This is a genomic window from Rufibacter sp. XAAS-G3-1 (assembly GCF_013623775.1).
Classification (GTDB): domain Bacteria; phylum Bacteroidota; class Bacteroidia; order Cytophagales; family Hymenobacteraceae; genus Nibribacter.
This window is the reverse complement of record NZ_JABFAM010000028.1, coordinates 1-21106: the sequence shown is the minus strand read 5'-3', so window position 1 is coordinate 21106 and position 21106 is coordinate 1. Positions and strand designations below refer to the sequence as shown.

Annotated in this window: 22 protein-coding genes; 12 read left to right on the top strand and 10 right to left on the bottom strand. The window is 46.8% G+C overall.

Annotated features, from left to right (window positions below):
• Position 1: 1 nt before the first annotated feature.
• The 5 genes from HHO50_RS20585 (at position 2) to HHO50_RS20570 (ending at position 5914) form a co-directional block, all read left to right on the top strand.
• Positions 2-1726 (top strand): peptidase domain-containing ABC transporter, encoded by a 1725-nt coding sequence (locus tag HHO50_RS20585; protein ID WP_181309035.1) that lies wholly within the window; start codon positions 2-4, stop codon positions 1724-1726.
• Positions 1726-3099 carry an HlyD family secretion protein gene (locus HHO50_RS20580; RefSeq protein WP_181309034.1) on the top strand — a complete coding sequence of 458 codons (1374 nt, stop codon included), beginning with the start codon at positions 1726-1728 and terminating at the stop codon, positions 3097-3099. The genes HHO50_RS20585 and HHO50_RS20580 overlap by 1 nt, the downstream gene beginning before the upstream one ends.
• Positions 3096-4538, top strand: a complete 1443-nt coding sequence (locus HHO50_RS20575; RefSeq protein WP_181309033.1) for a TolC family protein — start codon at positions 3096-3098, stop codon at positions 4536-4538. The genes HHO50_RS20580 and HHO50_RS20575 overlap by 4 nt, the downstream gene beginning before the upstream one ends.
• A gap of 377 nt (positions 4539-4915) precedes the next feature.
• A complete protein-coding gene (locus HHO50_RS21665; protein WP_370457663.1) occupies positions 4916-5098 on the top strand; it encodes an SEFIR domain-containing protein in 183 nt (60 codons plus the stop codon).
• A gap of 9 nt (positions 5099-5107) precedes the next feature.
• Positions 5108-5914, top strand: coding sequence for a TIR domain-containing protein (locus tag HHO50_RS20570; protein ID WP_370457665.1), 807 nt, complete (start codon positions 5108-5110; stop codon positions 5912-5914).
• A gap of 512 nt (positions 5915-6426) precedes the next feature.
• Here HHO50_RS20570 and HHO50_RS20565 read toward each other — a convergent pair.
• The 3 genes from HHO50_RS20565 to HHO50_RS20555 form a co-directional block, all read right to left on the bottom strand.
• Positions 6427-6669, bottom strand: coding sequence for a hypothetical protein (locus HHO50_RS20565; RefSeq protein WP_181309032.1), 243 nt, complete (start codon positions 6667-6669; stop codon positions 6427-6429).
• Positions 6670-7335: 666 nt separating this feature from the next.
• Entirely contained in the window at positions 7336-7593 is a 258-nt protein-coding gene (locus HHO50_RS21660; protein ID WP_370457664.1) for a GIY-YIG nuclease family protein, read from the bottom strand.
• A gap of 428 nt (positions 7594-8021) precedes the next feature.
• Complete coding sequence (locus tag HHO50_RS20555; RefSeq protein ID WP_181309030.1) at positions 8022-9089, bottom strand: replication initiation protein; 1068 nt, start codon at positions 9087-9089, stop codon at positions 8022-8024.
• A gap of 1045 nt (positions 9090-10134) precedes the next feature.
• Between HHO50_RS20555 and HHO50_RS20550 the strand changes: the two genes are divergently transcribed.
• The 3 genes from HHO50_RS20550 (at position 10135) to HHO50_RS20540 (ending at position 12787) form a co-directional block, all read left to right on the top strand.
• On the top strand, positions 10135-10899 hold the full coding sequence (locus HHO50_RS20550) for a ParA family protein (RefSeq protein WP_181309029.1): 765 nt from the start codon (positions 10135-10137) through the stop codon (positions 10897-10899).
• A gap of 76 nt (positions 10900-10975) precedes the next feature.
• Positions 10976-11341: a hypothetical protein gene (locus HHO50_RS20545; protein ID WP_181309028.1), complete on the top strand. Its 366-nt coding sequence runs from the start codon at positions 10976-10978 to the stop codon at positions 11339-11341.
• 117 nt (positions 11342-11458) lie between these two features.
• A complete protein-coding gene (locus HHO50_RS20540) occupies positions 11459-12787 on the top strand; it encodes an ATP-binding protein (protein ID WP_181309027.1) in 1329 nt (442 codons plus the stop codon).
• Positions 12788-12822: 35 nt separating this feature from the next.
• Here the strand turns inward: HHO50_RS20540 and HHO50_RS20535 are convergent, their stop codons facing one another.
• The 3 genes from HHO50_RS20535 to HHO50_RS20525 are packed head-to-tail and all read right to left on the bottom strand — an operon-like array spanning position 12823 to position 14595.
• Positions 12823-13596, bottom strand: coding sequence for an ImmA/IrrE family metallo-endopeptidase (locus HHO50_RS20535; RefSeq protein ID WP_181309026.1), 774 nt, complete (start codon positions 13594-13596; stop codon positions 12823-12825).
• Complete coding sequence (locus HHO50_RS20530) at positions 13583-13990, bottom strand: hypothetical protein (protein ID WP_181309025.1); 408 nt, start codon at positions 13988-13990, stop codon at positions 13583-13585. The genes HHO50_RS20535 and HHO50_RS20530 overlap by 14 nt, the downstream gene beginning before the upstream one ends.
• Positions 13991-13995: 5 nt before the next feature.
• The gene (locus HHO50_RS20525) at positions 13996-14595 is read right to left on the bottom strand and encodes a hypothetical protein (RefSeq protein ID WP_181309024.1); all 600 of its coding nucleotides are present in this window, start codon (positions 14593-14595) and stop codon (positions 13996-13998) included.
• Between the two features lie 190 nt (positions 14596-14785).
• On the opposite strand from HHO50_RS20525, the gene HHO50_RS20520 reads away from it, so the two are divergent.
• From HHO50_RS20520 to HHO50_RS20505, 4 genes are all read left to right on the top strand, one after another.
• Positions 14786-15688: an NARF domain-containing protein gene (locus HHO50_RS20520; RefSeq protein WP_181309023.1), complete on the top strand. Its 903-nt coding sequence runs from the start codon at positions 14786-14788 to the stop codon at positions 15686-15688.
• 12 nt (positions 15689-15700) lie between these two features.
• The gene (locus tag HHO50_RS20515; RefSeq protein ID WP_181309022.1) at positions 15701-16903 is read left to right on the top strand and encodes a nucleotidyltransferase; all 1203 of its coding nucleotides are present in this window, start codon (positions 15701-15703) and stop codon (positions 16901-16903) included.
• The gene (locus tag HHO50_RS20510) at positions 16884-17330 is read left to right on the top strand and encodes a hypothetical protein (RefSeq protein ID WP_181309021.1); all 447 of its coding nucleotides are present in this window, start codon (positions 16884-16886) and stop codon (positions 17328-17330) included. The genes HHO50_RS20515 and HHO50_RS20510 overlap by 20 nt, the downstream gene beginning before the upstream one ends.
• A gap of 229 nt (positions 17331-17559) precedes the next feature.
• Entirely contained in the window at positions 17560-18258 is a 699-nt protein-coding gene (locus HHO50_RS20505; RefSeq protein WP_181309020.1) for an SOS response-associated peptidase, read from the top strand.
• Here HHO50_RS20505 and HHO50_RS20500 read toward each other — a convergent pair.
• The 4 genes from HHO50_RS20500 to HHO50_RS20485 all read right to left on the bottom strand — a co-directional run bounded on the left by HHO50_RS20500 (position 18252) and on the right by HHO50_RS20485 (position 20735).
• Complete coding sequence (locus HHO50_RS20500; RefSeq protein WP_181309019.1) at positions 18252-19520, bottom strand: Y-family DNA polymerase; 1269 nt, start codon at positions 19518-19520, stop codon at positions 18252-18254. The genes HHO50_RS20505 and HHO50_RS20500 overlap by 7 nt on opposite strands.
• Before the next feature lie 4 nt (positions 19521-19524).
• Positions 19525-19977, bottom strand: a complete 453-nt coding sequence (locus tag HHO50_RS20495) for a LexA family transcriptional regulator (protein ID WP_181309018.1) — start codon at positions 19975-19977, stop codon at positions 19525-19527.
• A gap of 69 nt (positions 19978-20046) precedes the next feature.
• Positions 20047-20274 carry a hypothetical protein gene (locus HHO50_RS20490; protein WP_181309017.1) on the bottom strand — a complete coding sequence of 76 codons (228 nt, stop codon included), beginning with the start codon at positions 20272-20274 and terminating at the stop codon, positions 20047-20049.
• A 71-nt stretch (positions 20275-20345) separates the two neighbouring features.
• The gene (locus tag HHO50_RS20485) at positions 20346-20735 is read right to left on the bottom strand and encodes a hypothetical protein (RefSeq protein ID WP_181309016.1); all 390 of its coding nucleotides are present in this window, start codon (positions 20733-20735) and stop codon (positions 20346-20348) included.
• Positions 20736-21106 lie beyond the last annotated feature (371 nt).

The window sequence follows — 21106 nt, the reverse complement described above, 5'->3', positions numbered from 1 at the left end:
CATGGCACAACAAGCAACTGGTAAGCCCAGCCCCTTCAAACGGTTTGTGGAACTGTTGTCTTCCGAACGGAAGGTAATTGGCTATATCTATCTGTACGCTGTTTTCTCCGGTATCGTAAACCTATCGTTGCCATTGGGGATCCAGAGCCTGATTGGGTTTGTGTCTGGGGGGCAGTTGGTGACGTCGGTTTCTGTCCTCATCTTTTTTATAGTGGTGGGTGTGATAGTGGTAGGCGGCCTGCAGGTTATGCAACTCTCCCTGGTGGAGCACGTGCAGCAGCGCATCTTTGCTACCAAAGCGTTTCAGTTCACCACGCACGTTACCCAGCTCAAAGGAAACCAACTGGCTTCGCAGAACCTGCCAGAAATGATGAACCGTTTCTTTGACGTGGTCTCCCTGCAAAAAGGCCTGGCCAAAATGCTCACCGACTTCTCGGCGGCGGCCATCCAGATCTTGTTCGGGCTTATTCTGCTTTCCTTTTACCACGCCTACTTCATCTTCTTCGGGCTGGTGCTGGTTGCGCTTTTAGGTCTGGTGCTGCGCGTTACAAGCCCTAAAGGCATGTGCACCAGCTTGGAGGAGTCTAAATACAAGTACAAGCTGGTGCACTGGCTTGAGGAAATGGCGCGTAGCATCACCGTGTTCAAGTCTGCTTCACAAGAGAAGCTATCCATGGAGAAAACAGACTATTACACCAGTGGCTACCTGAAAGCCCGTGAAGCCCATTTCAGAGTGCTGATCTCACAGTACATCGGGTTTGTGGGGTTCAAGACCGTTATAACCGCAGGTTTGCTGCTCATGGGTAGCTTGCTGTTAGTGAACCGGGAAATCAACCTGGGCCAGTTTGTGGCTTCTGAGATCATCATCATTCTAATCATAAACGCGGTAGAGAAACTGCTGGTGAAGTTGGATGTGGTGTACGATGTCCTAACCAGCCTTGAGAAACTGGGCACTGTGACAGATCTGCCCCTGGAAGAGAAAACAGGCATGGTTTGGGAAACTCCCTCTAGTATAAACGGGGTAGCTGTGCAAATCAAAGAAGTGACATTCCGTTACGCGGGTTCGAACAAACCTACGCTGCAGGGCCTGAGCCTTTCTGTGGCCCCCGGTGAAAAAGTTTGCCTGGCGGGAGCAGAAGAAGCCGGCAGGTCTACGTTGTTGCAGGTCATGGCGGGCGTTTTTACCGATTATCAAGGTACCGTGGTGTACAATGGTTTATCGCTGCGCGACTATAACCCAGAAGCCATGCATGAGCAGACAGGCTTCTTCCTTCTTCCCGCCCTGTTGTTTGAAGGAACCATTCTGGAGAACATCACTCTGGGGCAACCAGATGTGACCATGGACCATGTGCTGTGGGCGCTGCAGGCGGTGGAACTGTCTGACTACATTCAGGCGCAGCCAGAGGGCTTGTATACGCAAATTCACAGCCATTCCAGGGGAATTCAGGAAGGAATCATTCAGCGGCTAACCTTAGCCCGCAGCATTGCCCGTAAGCCCAAGCTATTGTTACTGGATAAGTTTCTGCCGGCGGTAGACAAGGTGCAGCGAGAGCGAATAGCGCGGTTCCTGTTGGGCGAAGACCTTCCCTGGACGGTTATCATCATTTCCAATGAAATAGATATCATGCGCCTCTGCCACCGGGTGGCATTGGTGAAGAACGGGCAGGTGGTACGCGAAATGGTAAGGGAACAAGTAACTGCCGAGGAGCTAAACACTATTCTATAATGGCAAAGCAAGCATCTACGCAGGCACTTCCAAAGGCCTGGAAGCAGTATGACTCTTTCAAACTGATAAGCAAGCCCCGGCTGGCCAAGGTGCTCGCCATCTGGTGCGTGGGTATCTTCGGGTTGTTGTTTATTGCCTCCTGGATGCCCTGGACCCAGAGCATCCGTTCAGCGGGGGCGGTGACTACGCTGCAACCGCAGGACCGTCCGCAAATGGTGCACAGTACCATTGCCGGCCGTATTGAGCAGTGGAAGGTGCAGGAAGGTCAGAAAGTGAAAAAAGGGGATACGCTGGTGGTGCTTTCCGAAGTAAAGGAAAAGTACTTTGACCCTCAATTGCTTCCGCGTATGCAGGAGCAACTGCAGGCCAAAGAAGGCAGCTTGCAATCTAACCATGACAAAGCCGAAGCCCTGAATCAGCAGATTGCCGCCTTGCGGGAGGGCCTGCAGTTTAGTTTGCAGAAAGCCCGTAATAAAACCCAACAGGCCTACCTGAAAGTGCAGAGTGACAGTGCGGATTTAGTAGCTATCCGGGCCGAATATCAGATTGCCCAAGCGCAATACGCCCGCCAGGAGAAACTGTATGAGCAAGGGCTCAAGTCTTTGACGGAGCTGGAAGGCCGCCGGCTTAAGTTCCAGGAGATGCAGGCCAAATTGCAGAGCACGCAGAACAAGCTCAACATAAGCCGCAATGAGCAGCAGAATGCCCGTATTGAGCTTTCCTCGTTGGAGGCCGAGTACCAGGACAAAATCTCCAAGGCCCGCTCAGATTTGAACTCCACCTTGGCGTATATCAATGACAGCCAGGGCGAAATCTCCAAAATGCGGAATGAGTACGCCAACACCGAAATCCGCAGTACCTTTTACCAGGTAACTGCTCCGCAGGATGGGTACGTGGTGCAGGCGCTTAAAGCCGGTATCGGGGAAACGCTCAAAGAGGGCGAGGCGGTTTGTACCATTATGCCGTCTAACCCGCAACTGGCCGTTCAACTGTATATGAGCGCCATGGATATACCGCTCCTGGAGGTAGGCCGCCACGTGCGCATCCAGTTTGAGGGTTGGCCTGCGCTGGTGTTCTCGGGTTGGCCCGACGTAGGGTTCGGGACATTCGGCGGCAAAGTAGCCGTCATTGACAACATTGACAGCCAGGGGAAATACCGCATTCTGGTGGTGCCAGACCCAGATAGCACGCCGTGGCCTGAGGCCATTCGGGTGGGTTCCGGGGCTTATGGCTGGGCCATGCTCAATGATGTGCCTATCTGGTATGAGCTATGGAGGCAGCTGAACGCCTTCCCACCAGATTTTGTGGGTTCGGTGAATAGCGGGCAGAAAGACGGGAAGAAAGAAAAGGCAGGTCCAGGAGAAGAAAAATGAAACAAAAGCATTTGATCTTTTTACTGGTGAACGGCCTGCTGTGGCTGGCTAGCGGAACTGCGCAGGCCAATGACACTACCTCCGTCTTTACCATTGATGACATGATGGGGCAGATTGCGGTGCACCATCCGGTGGCCCGGCAGGCGCACCAGCTGTCTGAACAGGTACGGCAAGAGATTCGTATGGCACGGGGCGCTTTTGATCCGGTGTTGGCTTCTAAATATTACAATAAGGAACTGAGCGGAAAGCACTACTACACCCTTTGGGACAACGTGCTGAAAGTTCCACTTTGGGTGGGAGATCTGAAAGCCGGCTATGAACGCAATAGAGGTGCCAATGTAAATGGCGAGAATATTACGCCTTCTCAGGGACTAAACTACGTGGGTATATCTGTTCCGCTGGGGCAAGGCTTGCTTATAGATGAACGGCGGGCCACCCTGCTACAGGCCCGACAGGCGCAGGAGTTAGCCGAGGCAGAGCGGGCAAAGCTCATTAATAAACTGATTTTTGAAGCAGCCAAAGTATACTGGGACTGGTCTTATGCCTACCACCGGGTAGTCTTGCTGGAACAAGGCTATCAGTTGGCGCAAGTAAGAGCCGAGGCGGTGAAAGAGCGGGTAAGGCAGGGCGATCTGGCGGCTATTGACTCCGTAGAAGCTCAGATGGAGGTGCAGAACCGATTAGCAATGTTAAACCTGGTCCGCGTAGAAAGCCAGAATGCCGCTCTGCTGGTATCTAATTTCCTGTGGGGAGAAGATAATACGCCCCTGGAAATACCAAAGGGCGTCAGTCCTTCGCTTTACGGTACTGATCTGCAGCCTCTTTCCTCCAACGAGCTTTCCGCATTGCTGACTAATGCCCAGGAGCGGCACCCGGATATCGCTAAGCTCAATGTTAAACTGAGGCAACTGGAGGTAGACCGGCGCTTTACCCAGAATAAGTTGTTGCCTAAGCTAAACCTGGAATACAATATTATTGGGTATGGCGGCTCCATGGGGGCCAGATGGATGGAGGGAAGCTACCCGACAGAGAATTACAAAATGGGGGCCAGTTTTAGCATGCCCATTTTCCTGCGGCAGGAGCGGGGCAAGCTGCAGCTGACGCGCCTTAAGATTTCTGCTACGCACTTTGAACTGCAGCAAACCAGCCGCGAGAACTTAAACCTGGTGCAGGCCGCTTTCAATGAACGACAGATGCTGGAAGACCAGATTGCCCTGCAGGAACGGATTATTGCCAATACCGCCCTCATGCGGAACGGTGAGCAGCAACGCTTTGAAAGCGGCGAAAGCTCCCTGTTTTTGCTCAACACCCGCGAGATGAACCTGCTCAACCAGCAGGTCAAACTCTACGAACTGAAAACCAAATACGGAAAGGCCAAATACTACCTGCAATGGGCCTCCGGGAATCTGGCGAATAGCGCCCCAGGTACTGCTTTGTAAGCCTATTGGTATACGAGTGTGATTCGTATAAACGCACCTTTTTGGCCCGCCCGCCGCCCACATAGAATATTCAGGCTTCTAAGTCGGCCCCTCACCCGCAATGACAGCCTGCTCCTACCTCTAGTATTAGCGCGGGTGGCACACGTAGATGGGCCAGCCTTTCACCCTACAACCCCGTGCGGCCATTTAAGCCATACTCTGGAAAACTGCTCAAAGACTTATAGGCTTTTGCTAGAACTGAAGTGAATATAGTCGCGAAAAACTGCGCAGGCAAGGAACAAAGCTACCATTTGAAGCAGGGATTATTTTGAAGCGAAAATACTTACCTATTATGGAAAATTAACTTCACCTCAACTAGTATCTTCGGTAGAAACATCATGCTCAGGCTGGTGGTCTACCATGAGGTTTACATGAGGCATTTAGGATTAATGGAGATAAATAAATTGGAAACTAAAGTATTTATATCATATTCTCATGACAGTAACAACCATAAGGATTGGGTATTACAACTAGCCACAAGATTGCGCTTGAACGGAGTGGATGTAATTCTTGACCAATGAAACCTAAGAATAGGACAAGACCTTCCATCGTTCATGGAGAAAGGCCTTTCAAAATCCCATAGGGTGATCTGTGTATGCTCTGAAGCATACGTATATAAAGCTAACGAGGGGAATGGCGGAGTTGGTTACGAGAAGCAAATAATTACAGCCGAGTTGCTCGCAGACTTAAACAGCAATTGGGTAATACCGCTGATAAAGAACAATCCCTCTCAAAGAAAGACCCCAACGTTTCTTGGTGGGCGACTATATATAAGCTTTGAGGACACACTCCTACATGAATCCAAATATGAGGAGCTGCTTAGGGAGTTACTGGATGAGCCAGTCCTTCCAATACCTCCTTTAGGGAAGAACCCATTTAAAACGATTAAGGATTTTTCGCATCAGAAGTTCTTCCCATCTAATGAAAAATACGTTTCCCCAGCCACAAAGGGGAAAGTGGCCTTCGATTACTCCAACAACAACGGGAGATATTCTATCGGACAAGGAGAGTTGATGTTTGAGACATATTGGTCTAAATGTAGCGACCGAAACATCTATTTACTTAATGATACTCCTAGTATCAAGACAGTCGCTGTAGTAAAAGATGCAGACGATATTTGCTCCATTGTGGATGCGAGGGTATATGATGGGTCTTCCAGAATAAGAACACCTAAGGTTAACCAAATAGCCATCCTGCAGAATGAAAATGGATTTTATGCTGCTTTGAAAATACTCTCAATAAAAGATGATACAAGGGGAAGTGAAAACGATGAGCTTACTTTTGAATATGTTATCCAGACAAATGGAACTCCTGATTTTACCACCACTAATAAATAGAACCAAGAAGCCAACTTCCTAATTAGATAATTCGGGTCAGGTTGACAATGTCGGTGACGACTTGTTACCGATAGAAACACGGGGGCTCTATAAAATATCGGGTTATGCCCCTAGACGGCCAGTTGTTGGGTATATTCAATTTTAAGGTTTTGGCAAACCTTTTATAAAGCGCATACCAACGGTATATAAGGGTAGAACAAATCCTAAACATATCTTATTACCCGGAGAGACTTAACCTATATGCTACTGGCTTCTTGCATGGTATGGCCTACCCCGAAGAGCCGTCCCAAGTTTGATTATAATGCGGGCATAGCCCCCGCGCAGCAATGGAGAACACACTTGCACGTCACCAGCATCTCAGGTATCCGTATTTCTATTGGGTCTTGGAGATATTGGATACACCTTACGCCGCTACTAACCCTGATCCCTGGTCTAATACTAAGCTGATCTGCCCTTGTAGGAAGCAAAGGCTTGCTGCGAGGTTGCCTCTAAATATATTAAGGGAGACGACTTTACGCATCGGCACCGTTAACCTGTTCAAGTATCCTCTCCAACTGGACTCTTGCCGAAGATAAGACAGCGGCGACCTCCCCCATGTAGTTGGCATTCGAGCGGTGCTGCTCTTGCTGATCCTCGGGGATGGCCTTACCCGAAAGCGTGGAGAGACTGCCTTGATTGGCCAGCCACTCCGACTCTCTCCCGGCTATGAGTTCGATTTCGCTCGTGATCTGCTGTGTGATAAAGCCCTTGTCCATGTTATGCTTAGTTATGGTGTAGCTAAACATACATATTTTCTGCTACCTACCCAACCATCCAGCACATCATTTCATCCATATGCCTTATCGATCTTGTATTCTAGCCTTGCAGACCCTTGATTTGGTAGGGCTACCTAACCATTCGATGCAGAATTACCTTAAAACCTTAGATTTGACGAAAAACACAGATTTATATAATATAAATGAATCACATTCCAGCCTACTCCTGGCAACGCTTACGTCTCCATTCTGAAAGCGGGAAAGGAGGTTGGCAAGATCAGGTATCGCCCTCCCACCAGATCTCTGAGTGTCATCAGGGTCTACTAGAACGCAATCGCCAAAACCATCAGCACTTTCTACCCTAGACACAATTGAGGATCCCAAAGCCTTCGCCACCCGATATTTTCAATGAGCTGTGGCAGCGCCAACTGGGCGTTACCGTTTTCGGCACACCTTTTTACCTATTCCTTACTAAGACTATCCACTAATTTCTGTGCTTGGCAGTGTTTTAAATGAACCGAATCTATCATTCCTGGTATAGCGACCGCAATAAGGCCAAACTATGAGTGATTGGTAGATCTAAAGCGCCCGATTACGATTAGGGTAAGGATTAACTCAGGTCTAGTAAGAAGAGCGGTAATTTAATAGATATATAGTCTGGCTTCATTAGGCAATGAATAGTTCTAGTTGACTTGCCTGGCAATAGCGTTTGTTGAACTTTGGCTTGAATACCCGAATGAAGTGCTTCTCAAGTATAAGCACCGTCCTTTTTTCTGGGTGCTCCTGCAGGTAAACTTCTGAATCATTGTTACACTTCGCTTTGTGCTTCATGATCCTCCAAAAGATGTTGCTTGTCTCTCCCACATAGACGCAGTCTCCTGCTGTAAAGATGAGGTATAGGAAGTGTGAGTTGTTACCTTTCATATAACGCAAAGCTTTATATTCCTTTAGGACCTCTCCCCTGCTGTACTTCAGGAACTCACTTAACACCATCCGAAATTATATTTTGATTTTTTAATGTATGCAACATGACTCTTGATTAGAATGTGTATCCTCAAAGGCAAGTGTGATGAGCTATTTAACAGCTTTACGAGCTAAAATAGTATACATCTCTAACTTAACTATATAATTTAGATATTTTATATATGTTATATATGTTATATATGTTAGAATTTATAACATATATAGATTCCATTTCATGACTATCTTTTTTAATATAGTTACTTATAATAGATAGTTATGAAATGTTAGTATTGCGTTATACATTTTCATGAAAGCTAAATGACTATCTACTATGGTGATAAGCTACTTTCACAGCAGGAAATGCACAGCAAAAAGCACTTGTCTGGAGACTATTTACCTTTGTTAGTGATCTTGTTGTTAAGGTGGCTTTTGAACCAATCTGATTTGTTACTAATATTTAGAGAAGCTTGATTCTCTTGAAGCCACTTGTTAGCTCTAGTAATAGTGACGGCAGGAAGCTGGTTTATGAAGTAATCAATGTCAGCATCAGAGAACTCATATTTGTCTCTCATTATCCTAATAGCATTATCAGACACTTTATCGTGAGATAAGTTTTTTTTTGATGAAGCTTTTATTGGCTCTTCCTTATTTGGTTCCTTCAAGGTTTGATCAAAGGACAGAGAGGTCTGAGTAAGTGGTGCAGGCAACAGCTTAGTTCCGGACTTACTCTTTGACTTGGAGGAGAACCTGAATTTGATGTGAGAAATAACCTTACCAGTTTTCAATTCATCATATTCAAATTCTAACTGAGTTCCCTTCAACTCTTCATAAGCAGGGCTCAAAATAAACTTCTTGAATTCACCATACTTTTTGTACTTGCCAACGTCCTCAAGAAGAAGCTCTCTAATCTGCTCCACTGTTAGCACTTCGGGTTGTCTACCATAGGCCTGATATTTACTATTGTAAGAGTTTAGTAACCAGTACATCTTATGAGCATGAGGTGATTTTAAGTTCAACAGCTCCTCAATTTGACTTGAGGTGAAGTTTCCCTTGAGTTGTAATAGATAAGGCTTGATCTGAGGATCAAACCACCCTATAATGCCCTTCCCCTTAATAAGCTTCATTCGACTGAAGACATGTAGCTTATCGAAGATTACATCTGGATCCTCAACACTCTTTAGATTCAGACGTAGTGTATGAAGCTTGTCACAAGCAGCCTCAATAGCATTATAGGCTGCCTTACTTGCATTGTATGAGATAATTTGCTTAAGTGGAATAAAGGTCTCTTTGAAGTCAACATCATTCATACTATCAATAGTCGTGAGCATCAGAGTGTATATCCTGTTCTCAAGAATACCTAACCTAAAAGGCGTGTTGATCAGGATATTGTGTTGAGAAACTTTAACCCCTTGGGTCTGAGAAAGAGTTTTGTTGTGTACGTTTTCCGTTTCGTTCATACTTTACCTACCTTCAATTAAGCTTAGAGATCTAAAGCTAAATATTAAAAATGAAAATTTTTATTAATATTTAATACTTTGTATCAAAAAACCACCATAGGAACTAGTAAAACCCACCACAGGAACTAGTAAAATCCACCATTTATAAACGTAAAACCTACCACATGAACTAGTAAAACTCACCATTGAAACTAGTAAAACCTACCACTGATAGACTTAAAAATATTATAATGAATTTCATAACTTTCTAAAAATCAACAATATACGGCTATTCATTTTTTCGTTTTTTAATGATAAAAGAAAAAAGAAAATTATTAAAATAAAATAAAAAATACTCTGTAAGTAGCTTTTCTATTTTTTTATTCAACTAAAAGGATGAGCAATAACTGACCTATTTTGTTAACTTGCTTGCAACTATGAGGGATTAATAACTTACAAGGTCTAGATGCTATCATTTGAAGAGGTTTTTTAGATCATCAATCATGATTTCCTGTTTAGAATGACTCCATTCCTTATTTCAAAGATGAGACTTTTACGAGCTTAAGCTAACCGACCCCCTTAGTTAAGCTAACCGATACCCTTGTTTAAGCTAACTGACCCCCCTAGTTAAGCTAACTGGCTATCTAGGGATCAAAAATAAGGTTCCCCTACTCGTAAAAGCCACCATCGGTAACATTCTTATATCTCAATTAGTCTCACGCCATTGATACATTCCATATGGACACGTGAGTATGTTTTTTAACACTAAAAAACTAAGTCCCAATTCTAAGAATACTGGTTAAGCGCGTCGTTTAGGCTTTGAATACCTTTTTCTATGTTTAAGCATTAAGTTCTAATTATTTGTTTCTTACTAACCTACTCAAGTCTTAGATAGTCAAGTAAGGTAGAATATTGAATAATAGATAATTATCTACCTTAGGCTATTTGTAAATATAACTTCTATATATTCTATCAGATAAATCAATGTTAGAAATTATAATAATGTTATTATTTCAATTGGACATAACTTCTTTATCTTTACTATTAAATCTAACAGAATTAATATATGACCATTATCACGGTTATGAACAACAAAGGCGGAGTAGCTAAAACTGTCACAGCTATTAACACTGCGGCCTACCTAGCGGCACTATCAACTACTAAACGGGTGTTGCTTATTGATTTCGATGCCCAGGCAAACTCGACGGGTGCTTCTATTGGCGAAGCTATCAACCATGTGGGTGAATGGCTAGTAGGGGAAAAGCGATTCGCTGAAGTGGTCGTAAATTATATGGAGAGATTTGATGTATTACCTGCTAAACGTGCATTAGATACTTATGCTAAAGCAATAGGTGCAGAACAAGATTATCAATTTATTTTAAAAGAAAGGATGGAGGAGGAAGGGTTTGATAAAGTGTACGATTATGTGGTGATCGATAATGCTCCATCCTTGACAACATTAGCCTACACTACCTTCATTGCAGCTACACATGTTCTAATTCCAACTGCACCTGAAGAGTTTAGTATTAGTGGTATCACAAATATCCTGCAAACTGTAGCGAATGTACGCAAACGTTACAATCCACTTTTAAAAGTTGTTGGTATTTTCTTTACAAAATACCATTCATCTTATAGGTCTCGGATAGATTCAGATATGGTGGCGGGTACACGCGAAGCATATGGAGAACTAGTTATGAAAACAACAATAAGGAACAACGTAGCTATTAGAGAGGCAATGGCATATAAGCAACCTGTTTTTTCATATGCACCTGAATCTGCTGGTGCACAGGACTATCAGGCAATGGTGAAAGAATTAATAACTAGGTTATAAATTCTAACATTAATAGATATTATAACTTTATTTAACTGTACTAACTTTAGTAATTTAAACTTTGCAGAATTAAAGCATGGTAGGTAAGAAGAACTTTAAGAATATAGCAGTTAAGACTGCCACAAACGGATTTGACGCTGAAATGATGGGTGGAGTAGGGGACATGCCTTTAGAAGGAAGACCTTTGAATGATCTGCCTGAACCAGAAAAGACTGAGGGTACAGATCAATATGAACTTAAGCCCTTTGCTACTAGGCTCCCTGTATGGCTAATTCAAAAGATGCAACAGCATCAATATTGGAACCGTGAAAGTATCATGGATACCGTTGTCAATGCTGTAGATGCATATTTGGAGAACAATCCCGACGCAGATAAACCATTGCCAGCCAAAGTAGCTGCGAAGAAAAAGAATAGAAAAAAGAGGACAGTTAAAGATAAATAGGCAAGTATATCCTTCTGGTTACGAAATCAATGTTCAACAAGGATATTCAATACTGAATTGATTTACGATCGTGAATAAAAACCATTTATTTTTAGAATATATTCAACAAGTGCTCGGATGCCCGAAAGTCATAACATAGAATGGAAAGCCAGCTGGCGAGATGAGTACCTTAAATGGATTTGCGGTTTTGCAAATGCAAAAGGCGGCAGAATCTACATCGGCAAGGATGACAACGGGCAAGTGGAAGGCGTCTCGGATTACAGAAGGCTCATGGAGGATATTCCCAATAAGGTGCTGAACCATTTAGGTATCCTTTGTGACGTAAACCTTTATGAGGAAGAAGGAAAGCATTTTATTGAAATAGTCGTGCATCCCTATGATGTGCCGATCTCCTACCACGGGAAGTACCATTATAGGAGCGGCAGCACAAAGCAGGAACTGAACGGGGCGGCGCTCAACGATTTCTTACTCCGCAAAGCCGGTAAGACCTGGGATGATGTCCTGGAGCCCAGCGCTGATCTAGGGGATATAGGCGAAAATGGCATAGATGCATTCAAGCGCGGGGCAGCCCAGAGCAAACGCCTCCCTTCCGCGGCAAACGACAGCACCCAGGAGCTGCTGGAAAACCTAAGGTTGCTTAAGGAACACCAACTGAAACGGGCGGCGGTTTTGCTTTTCGGGAAAGACCCTAGGGCTTTTTTCCCTACTGCATATGTGAAAATAGGTAAGTTCGGAAATTCTGACTCAGATCTTCTTTACCAGGATGTGGTGGAGGGGAATGCATTCCAGTTGGCGGACCTCACTTTGGAGATTCTTGAGAAGAAATACTTGACCTCTCCTATCTCATACCAGGGGCTCCACCGGGTGGAAGGCTCCGAGTACCCATATGAGGCTGTACGCGAGATCCTGCTAAATGCGATTGTGCACCGAACCTACACCACAGCCCCGATCCAGGTCAGCGTCTATGGTGATAAACTCACCATTTGGAACGAAGGAACGCTGCCTGACAACCTGTCTGTGGAGGATCTAAAACGTAAGCACCCCTCGCTGCCGAAGAACCCAGTGCTGGCGGATGCCTGCTTCAAGGGCGGGCTGATAGAGGCATGGGGGAGGGGCACCGTTAAGGTAATGGAGGAATGCCGGCGCTGGGGTCTTCCCGAGCCTGAGATTGAGGTAATAGCGGGAGGTCTCTCCGTCACCCTTTTCAAAGACGTTTACACAGCTGAGCTCTTAAAGGTCTTTGGTTTGAGTGAAAGGCAAACAGATGCATTGCTGCACTGGAAGAAAGCAGGGGAAATATACAATAGCCAATATAAGGATAGGTTCGGCATTACTGACAGAACAGCTTTGAGGGATCTATTGGAGCTGGTTGGAAAGGGGCTGCTTGTTAAAGTGGGGGAAAAGAAGGCAACCAAGTATCTATATAAAGTCCGTCATGTCGGATAGTATACCTTGTTTGTCGGATAAATGTCGGATATTAACTAAAGGGTCCACAAACAAGAAATCAAGCCATCAACAGAAACAGGAAAGCATTGTTCCCAGAGTTGGCAATTCGGATCATACTTGAGCTGGAAATCGGAGGGAAACCACTCAATCGCATCCACCTTCTCAGGCTTAGCCTCTAAACCCTTGTCATTGAAGTAATCACCAGCCACAGTGTAGACCGGAACCTTTTCTTTAAGGAGGAGCCACTGAAAGGGAAAATCCGAGGACGCTTGTTTCCATTGAATGACGCCTCCCTCAATATATATCACCATAACAGGGTAACTACCCAAATCCTTGTACTTCAGGAAAGCGGCGGTCAGCGATACTCCAAAATAAGCCGCGGTCTGCTCGATCAGGGACAGACTAAGCTTCTTGCCGGCCACTTTGGATTTAAACAAATCAGATGGCATCAGTAGTTCGGAGGCGAATTGATTGGCTTGCTGCTCCTGTGGCCCGTTCCTGTGCCATTCGGCTAAAGTCTTATCGGTGTCAGAGTAGAGGGGCGTCAAGCCATTGTGGAGCACGAAATGCCCAATTTCGTGCGCGATCACAAAATTCCTTTTACCCGGAGAGGCAATATTGGAATTAACTGTGATGACGGCATTATTGCCGCTCATGAGGATACACCCCTCCGCACCCTGCATGGGGCTTTCTTTCAGAATCCCACCGAGCGCAAAAACCATTTCCTCTAAAGAGATATCTCCTGGATCCGAACAGCCCAGGGACTGGCGAACATCATTGGCCGCCTTTAAAGGGTTAATCCCCAGCATTGTTATCTAAACGACTCTTCAGTATTTCCATCAATTTCAAAACCTCTTGATCTTCCAGTATAGAAGCTTCGTCCTCTGGGGTCAACCCTTCGAATTTCCTGAAAAGAGGCTGCAGCTCCACTTGGTCCTGAAAAGACAAAAGCTTTTTAAGCTCCTCGAACCCTTTCTCTTTCAGTGACTTCAGTTGGTCTAAGGCATCATTGTATCTCTTTTTATTTGCAGCCGCCCGGAACCTGGCTGAGAGTTGCTTTACAAGCTTAAGGTGCTTCTCTACGAAAGGATCCGTGTGATCCTGCAATTCACCTAATACATCCTCCTCTGGCCGATGGTAGTTTATCTCCATCATCAGGCCATATAAATTGTTCAGTGACTCTTTAGGGTTTGTAACCGCCATATCCGTTATCCTTTCAAGGGTTGTAAAGTACTAACCCTCCGTAATAATCTCTCTCTCACTTTATCCAACTGCTTCGGGGTAATCCCGAGAACCTCCGCTGTGTCGGCTCTTCTATAGCCCGCCTGGACCGCCTCCCAAAAATCCAGTAGTTGCTGGTCTCCCTGAATAGCATCCTCCATGACGCGAATCCTTCGTTCATATTCGTGAGCCTCCTCACCGTCACTTTGGTGGGAAAGGTCACCAAGGTCATAAAACTCCGCCTCAATATCCCGGTACTCTATTTTGAGGCTTTCAGACTTTTGGGTCTGTCTCCGCTCTACCTCCTTCGATATTAGGCTATTGATGATGCGGATCAACTGTTCAACCAGGGAGAACTGTATTTGCCATTCCCATTCCCCGGACAAAAGCTTCTCCAAAGCCAAACTCAGGTAATGCTCCTTTGGGTCGGCTCCCAGACTGGCGGAGGAATGGGCCCCGTACAATGTTTTCTGCTTCAGCTTCCAACCTAGATGCTCTTTGCATTTTGCTAAAGCCGCTCGCCAGTCTCCATCTGTTAACAGACTTAGCCTTTTCTGATTGGCCTCATAGTACTTACCTAAATCCATAATTGTATTAACCGGGAAAAATTCTTTTTACCCCATGGGGGAATACTGTATGAATCCGGTTAATACCCTTTTAGAATACCCAACTGACCGGTCCAGTTTGCTGTTTCCAAACTTACATTTTTTTTGTCAAAGGCGACCGGGCTTAGATATGAGGTTATCACCAAATGCGAATACAACCAAACTTTGAAATATGAGAAAACATATACCAATTGAAAATTTGACTGGTAACGGAGAAAATATTGAAGGACGGTGCCTTTCCCAACCGCTGAATAGACATACCTCCAAAAAGACAGCCTTCTTAAAGCTCGGAACCGGGGCACGGTTCCTGTGTAAGCCTGTTGCATGCTTAATGTTTGTAATGCTGTCAATTTCCATCCAGGCTACCGCTCGGCAGCCTCGGGTAACAAACGGTAAGATCGTTGAGCGATTAACCGCCATAGAACGGGATAACCAACGTCTGAAGGAGGACATTATTGAATTAGAGGGTAAGCATGCTGACCTAAAAGAGAAAAACAAAGAGTTAGAGGCTGGGCTGAAAAGATACGAGCCCTTCAAATTCTGGGCTTGGATTCTGGGTGGCTTGGGCGTAGGAAGTATATTAGGTTTAACCTGGTTATACTTTAAAGTCATTCCGGGCAAGGTCAACAGCCAGGTGGATGAAATTATTGCTAAGATATTGACAGACCGCCGGGAGGACTTCCTGGGATTACTGAAGGAATACGATTTTGAGAACTCCGTGAAGCGGCGCCATCAGATCGTTCTGCTCTCCCACCGGAACGGGAGCGATGATTACCACCACCGGATGCTCAGCAAAAATGGCTTCCAGGTGAAGGCCTTTACCCGTCTGGAGCAACTCCAGCAGGCGGTTTTCAATCCGGATGACATCCTAGTTATCAATAACGATGGAAACCACTGGCCGGCGGATCAGATACAGGATTTCATCAATGCCCACCCCAACTACTGCTTCTACTTCGGAAAAGGAGTGATCAACCCGGAAAGCGCCCGCTTGGACCGGTTTGCCGCCGCCAATTTCCGCACTCAATTCATAGGCAACCTTATGAATGTGTTAAAATACTCCCACCATCAAAACTAAACTCCCTTAACTATGACAGCAACATCTTACTTTAACACATTCTTGTCCAATATCCGGTTGACAAAAAGTCAGGTGGATGATTTGGTAACCGGCCATACGACCCTGCGTGACCGGCTGGCCAATGACGCCGACCTGTCCAGCATCATCGTCAGCACCTTCCTGCAAGGCAGTTATAAGCGCGCAACTGCCATAAAGCCTAAAAACGGGAAAAGGGCTGATGTCGATATAATCGTGGTGACGAACCTGGACCAAAGCAAGACGACCCCGCAGCAGGCGATCGAGTTATTTCTTCCGTTCGTTGAGAAACACTATAAAGGGAAATACAGAATACAAGGCCGCTCCATTGGCATAGAGCTTTCCTACGTAGACCTGGATATCGTAGTCACCTCAGCGCCATCAGAGGCTGAGCAGGCCATATTGCGGTCAGAAAGCGTGCTTACCACATTGGCCCTGGAAGAGATGGACAACAATTGGAAGTTGGTAAGCAACTGGGCCGAACCTGCTAGCCAAAGAAGCTGGAGTTACTTAATGTTGGAGTCTGTCCGGGCCGCCGCCGAATGGAAATCAGCCTCGCTTTACATTCCAGACCAAGATGCGAACTGCTGGGTGGAAACTAATCCGTTAGAACAGATCCGTTGGACTCGGGATAAAAACAAGAACACAAACGGCCATTACATCAACGTAGTAAAAGCCTTGAAATGGTGGCGGGTAGTAAACTTGACTGACCTCAAACACCCCAAAGGTTATCCTTTGGAGCATATGATAGGAGACTGCTGCCCCGATGATATAACTTCAGTAGCCGAGGGGGTAGTGAAATCATTGGAAGCAATCGTGACTACTTATGCCTGGCACCGAAGTATGGAGACTACCCCCGTATTAGCTGATCGGGGCGTATCATCACATGATGTATGGAAACGAATCTCCAAAGAAGATTTCATCGCCTTTTACGATTACGTGAAAGAGGCAGCGGTTACCGCCCGAAAGGCTTATGATGCAGAGCTTTTAAGTGAACAGCTGAAGGAATGGCAGAATTTGTTCGGTCCGGAATTCTCGATAATGACAGAAAAGGAAGCCCGGAGTGAAAGACTGGAGCAGAAAGCAAAGCTACTGGAATCAGGAGGCGCTACCATCGGCAGCGGTATCAATATTATCAGGAGTACAGCGGGCATTACGGTACCTAAAGAACGAAACCACTATGATTCGGGCAATCTATAATGAGGGGTATTCGGCTTTAGAGCAATGCGTTCAGCAGTTTATGGTGCACCAACTTTTTCCTGGTTGTAAAACACGAGTTGAGAACCAAGTTCTTCTGGTGGATTTTACCATTACTGATCCTGACTATAAAGCCGAATACCATTTACAGGTTCAATACATTTCACAGAGCTGGTTTAAAGTCTTTGTGGTGAATCCGAAAGTAAAGGCGTCAGTCGCCATTCATATGTATCCGGATAGCAGTTTGTGTTTATATTACCCGCCTGACATTTCGCCATTCAGGCGTATGTGGATAGGTAAGGATTTAATCCCGATGGCCGCATTATGGATTTGCCACTACGAACAGTGGCGGATAAATGGCAATACTTGGAAAGGTAGGGAAGCGCCTGGGCATGACCAACTGTTAGAGCAATACAACCGAAGAAAATAAAGATAATGGTTAAAGTATTTGTAGACAGATAAAACGCACAAGTTCTGTCTAACATAATAATGGTTATGGGCTTGCATTCAGCTAATGAGAGGTCGGGTCGCTTGCCTATGGTGGCTTAAAAGGAGAGGAGCCAACAAAGATAGATCAGTTGACAGCCTAAGGTTTGATGTTAGCCCTTGTCTTAGTAGTTTGGCTTTGCGTTAATGCCAGTACCAAAATACAAAACGCTATGTGCGGCCGTTACTCCCTCATCCCTAAGAAAAATAAGGCAGTGGCCGGGCAGAAAGGCTCCGTGGCGGAGGTGCTGGCCAAGTGCCGGGAAAAAACCCGCTACAACGCCGCCCCCTCCCAACTCCTGCCAGTCATCACCAACCGGGAGCCCGGCAAGGTGCAGCATTTCTCCTGGGGACTGCTGCCCAGCTGGTCCAAGGAAAAGGAGCACGGGCTAAGGCCCATCAACGCCCGCACGGAGACCATCCTGGAGAAGCCTAGTTTCAGGACGCTCATCGGGAGCAAACGGTGCCTCGTACCAGCCGATAGCTTCTATGAATGGAAGCGGGTGGGCAAGACGAAAACCCCTTACCGCATTTTGCTGAAAGACGAATCCATGTTCGCCTTCGCGGGCCTTTGGGACGAGTGGGTAGATAAAGTGACGGGCGAAGTACTGCATACCTTTACCGTCATCACCACGGAACCCAACGAACTCATGGCGGGCATCCACAACCGCATGCCGGTCATCCTGCACCCGGAGGAAGAGGAAATCTGGCTATCAGGCACCGGTGACGTGAAGTTGCTTTCGGAGCTGCTCAAGCCCTATCCGGCCGGGGAGATGAAGGCGTACCCGGTCTCCACCTTGGTGAACTCGCCCAAGAACGACGGGCCCGAGATTCTAAAGCCGATGGCCCAGCAGGGTGGGCTATTTCAATAGGCCTTTATCAGGTCATCCAGCCGAGTGGTGTAGCAGGGGGAGACATTGCCGCCCTGCATCTTCCATTTACCCTTTGTGCCCTGCACGCCGTATTTGACGGAGTTATAGCCGAATTTCATCCTAAGGGTGTCAAGGGCATCCATGAGACCGGCGTCCCGTTCCCGGGTACCGGCTGAAAAGATGCTCTCCTGAACCTGGTTTGCCGGGCAGATACCCGACACGATGATGCCTACCTTCTTGTAGCGGAAGCCTTTCCGGAAGATGGCCCGGAGTGCCTCAAGAGCCAATGGCATGATGACCAGTTCGCTGCCGCTGGGGCTGTCTGGTTTCACGGTGCGGCTGTTGAAGTACATCTGACCCACCTGCCCGAAGCGGCTGGTCTCCAGAAACACGGTAAGGGCAGCAGCACAACTCTTCTGCTTGCGGAGCTTAGTAGTGCACCTTACCGCATGCGTGGCCAATGCCTCTTCAATATCCGAAATATCCGTGAGGGGCTGCCCAAATGACCTTGAGGTGCAAATATTCTGCTTGGTGGCAGGTATCATCTCCAAGTCAATGCATGGCTCACCTCTTAACTCTTTAACCGTTCTGAGGCCTACAATTGTCATGTGCTTCTTCACAAAACTGTCAGTCTTCTGGGTAAGGTCATAAGCGGTATGTACGCCAAACGTTGCCAGTTTCCTGGCGTAACGACCGCCAACGCCCCACACGTCCCCAATCTCGGTAGCCTTCAACGCCGCCTCAATATGCACCGGGTCGGTGAGCACCAGCACCCCGTTGGCTTTCTTCGATTTCTTGGCCAGCCGGTTGGCCAGCTTCGCGAGGGTCTTGGTAGCCGCCACGCCAACCGCGACCGGTATGCCCGTGGCCCGGGGCACCCGTTCCCAGATGGCTCTCGCATGCTGCCGCACATCCACGTGCAGGAAGTTACCCAGGTCCAGAAAGGATTCGTCTATGCTGTAAACCTCCACGTTGGGGGAGTACTCCGAGAGGGTAAGCACCACGCGCCTGCTCATGTCGCCGTAGAGCTCGTAGTTGGAGCTGAACACGTGCACCCCATCCTTCTCCAGCAGGTCCCTTATCTCAAACAGGGGCGTGCCCATCTTGATACCCAGTGCCTTGGCCTCGTTGCTCCGGGCGATGACGCACCCGTCATTGTTTGAGAGAACCACAATGGGTTTTCCGTTCAGCTCCGGCCGGAACAGGCGCTCGCAGGAGGCGTAGAAGTTGTTGCAGTCCACTAATGCAAACAAGCTCGTCATAGGCTCAGAACTTACGGTGGATGCCCACGACCACGCCCCAGATGATGCCGCCCTCGGGTGAGTCTATCTTCATCGGTTTGTACTTGGGGTTCTCAGAAACCAGGTAGGCGGCATCCTTCTTTATCTCCAGCCGCTTAATGGTGTAGCCCCCGTCCACGAAGGCCAGCACCACCATGCCGCTGGCCGCTCTTATCTCGCGGTTCACGATGGCCAAATCGCCCGGGGCGATGTAGGCCCCAATCATGGAATCCCCCTCCACCTTCACCAGGAACGTGGAGCCGGGGTGGTTGGAGGCATAGGTGTTCAGGTCAATGGCCTCCGCTGCGTAGTCTGTGGCTGGGCTGGGGAACCCGGCCTGCACGGTGGTGGTGTAGAGCGGCAGGGAGCCGCCCCGGTCAATGATGACGAGAAATTTCTGTTCCTCAATCGGGTGTAGTGGGATTATCGCTGCTTCCATTCTGCCTCTGCTTGTTCTGTCGCATTTTACGAACAATATTAGCAAAACAGATATATAAAACTAAAATATTTAGTAATTATTGGCTTTTAAGATACCCTTTGTTTTTACCAATTGGTTAGCCATAAGCACCTTGTCTCCTTTTTCAATCATCCCTCTTATTTTCCCTTTACCGAAACTATATACCGGCAATCCCAAATCAAAGGTATTTGGGGTTTGCTTCCAGCGTAGAATAAACCCCAGGGGTAAGCCATCTAACTCAGTTGCCGGTAAGCACGGAAAGGCCCTGGTTATAGCCAAGGCAAAAGGGGCTAAACCGTACTTATGTGTGATGGCAAGGCAGACCAGTAAGCCAGCTGGGCCAAGGCCCCTCAGACGTTTTCCCAGTAATATGTCAGGTAAACGAATGCCCCAAGCCAATAGGTGAGGGTCAAAGCCGTGAGCATGTTCCTCTCTTTGGCGGTATAGTGGCTGAACTTACCCGGAAGCCTTTTCCATCTCGCCTTACGGACAATAAGCAGGAAGTTGACCAACACCGTCACCAGCCATAGCAGTTGTGTGGCGCCCAGAAGAATCAATCCATCGGGATAGAGTGAGTTGACGGGTGGCAGGACCACATAGGCCAGGAACACAGCGAGCCCGGCCGTCACCGTGTTCATACATTTGAAGGTTATGCGCTCTACCTCTTCATCCCCGATGTACGGGTACAGCCGCTTGGTCTCCCTTAGGAGCAGGAAAACCAGAAAGTCATATAGAATCATCTCACCACTCTGTTACTCCATCAACGGTATTGCCCACCAGGCAAATGTACCATCTTTTCACTTGTCGGATAGTTCGAACGTAAACCATCTACCAATCAACCCCCAATAGGGTTAGAACTGGTCTTTGCAAGTTTATAATCTCATTAACATAACAGTCATTATGGGCTAAAAGGATTTGACAGCTGTTTAATGTAAAAGAAGATATGATAGATCAAGTAGATGGATATGCGGAAAATAGAAGGTAAATTTCGGCATGGCCCATTATTTCAAACGGCAGCAGGATGAGGGCATCTACCACTATTATGAAGTACATGGTGGTGATGGCAAGACCAAGGATGGCTATCAGGTGGTGATAAACTTCCTGAACCCTG

Bases quoted from the DNA above. Each gene is read 5' to 3' on its own strand.
- HHO50_RS20585 (WP_181309035.1), top strand. From the start codon at position 2: ATGGCACAACAAGCAACTGGTAAGCCCAGCCCCTTCAAACGGTTTGTG.
- HHO50_RS20580 (WP_181309034.1), top strand. From the start codon at position 1,726: ATGGCAAAGCAAGCATCTACGCAGGCACTTCCAAAGGCCTGGAAGCAG.
- HHO50_RS20575 (WP_181309033.1), top strand. From the start codon at position 3,096: ATGAAACAAAAGCATTTGATCTTTTTACTGGTGAACGGCCTGCTGTGG.
- HHO50_RS21665 (WP_370457663.1), top strand. From the start codon at position 4,916: ATGCTCAGGCTGGTGGTCTACCATGAGGTTTACATGAGGCATTTAGGA.
- HHO50_RS20565 (WP_181309032.1), bottom strand. From the start codon at position 6,669: ATGGACAAGGGCTTTATCACACAGCAGATCACGAGCGAAATCGAACTC.
- HHO50_RS21660 (WP_370457664.1), bottom strand. From the start codon at position 7,593: ATGAAAGGTAACAACTCACACTTCCTATACCTCATCTTTACAGCAGGA.
- HHO50_RS20555 (WP_181309030.1), bottom strand. From the start codon at position 9,089: ATGAACGAAACGGAAAACGTACACAACAAAACTCTTTCTCAGACCCAA.
- HHO50_RS20550 (WP_181309029.1), top strand. From the start codon at position 10,135: ATGACCATTATCACGGTTATGAACAACAAAGGCGGAGTAGCTAAAACT.
- HHO50_RS20545 (WP_181309028.1), top strand. From the start codon at position 10,976: ATGGTAGGTAAGAAGAACTTTAAGAATATAGCAGTTAAGACTGCCACA.
- HHO50_RS20540 (WP_181309027.1), top strand. From the start codon at position 11,459: ATGCCCGAAAGTCATAACATAGAATGGAAAGCCAGCTGGCGAGATGAG.
- HHO50_RS20535 (WP_181309026.1), bottom strand. From the start codon at position 13,596: ATGCTGGGGATTAACCCTTTAAAGGCGGCCAATGATGTTCGCCAGTCC.
- HHO50_RS20530 (WP_181309025.1), bottom strand. From the start codon at position 13,990: ATGGCGGTTACAAACCCTAAAGAGTCACTGAACAATTTATATGGCCTG.
- HHO50_RS20525 (WP_181309024.1), bottom strand. From the start codon at position 14,595: ATGGATTTAGGTAAGTACTATGAGGCCAATCAGAAAAGGCTAAGTCTG.
- HHO50_RS20520 (WP_181309023.1), top strand. From the start codon at position 14,786: ATGAGAAAACATATACCAATTGAAAATTTGACTGGTAACGGAGAAAAT.
- HHO50_RS20515 (WP_181309022.1), top strand. From the start codon at position 15,701: ATGACAGCAACATCTTACTTTAACACATTCTTGTCCAATATCCGGTTG.
- HHO50_RS20510 (WP_181309021.1), top strand. From the start codon at position 16,884: ATGATTCGGGCAATCTATAATGAGGGGTATTCGGCTTTAGAGCAATGC.
- HHO50_RS20505 (WP_181309020.1), top strand. From the start codon at position 17,560: ATGTGCGGCCGTTACTCCCTCATCCCTAAGAAAAATAAGGCAGTGGCC.
- HHO50_RS20500 (WP_181309019.1), bottom strand. From the start codon at position 19,520: ATGACGAGCTTGTTTGCATTAGTGGACTGCAACAACTTCTACGCCTCC.
- HHO50_RS20495 (WP_181309018.1), bottom strand. From the start codon at position 19,977: ATGGAAGCAGCGATAATCCCACTACACCCGATTGAGGAACAGAAATTT.
- HHO50_RS20485 (WP_181309016.1), bottom strand. From the start codon at position 20,735: ATGATTCTATATGACTTTCTGGTTTTCCTGCTCCTAAGGGAGACCAAG.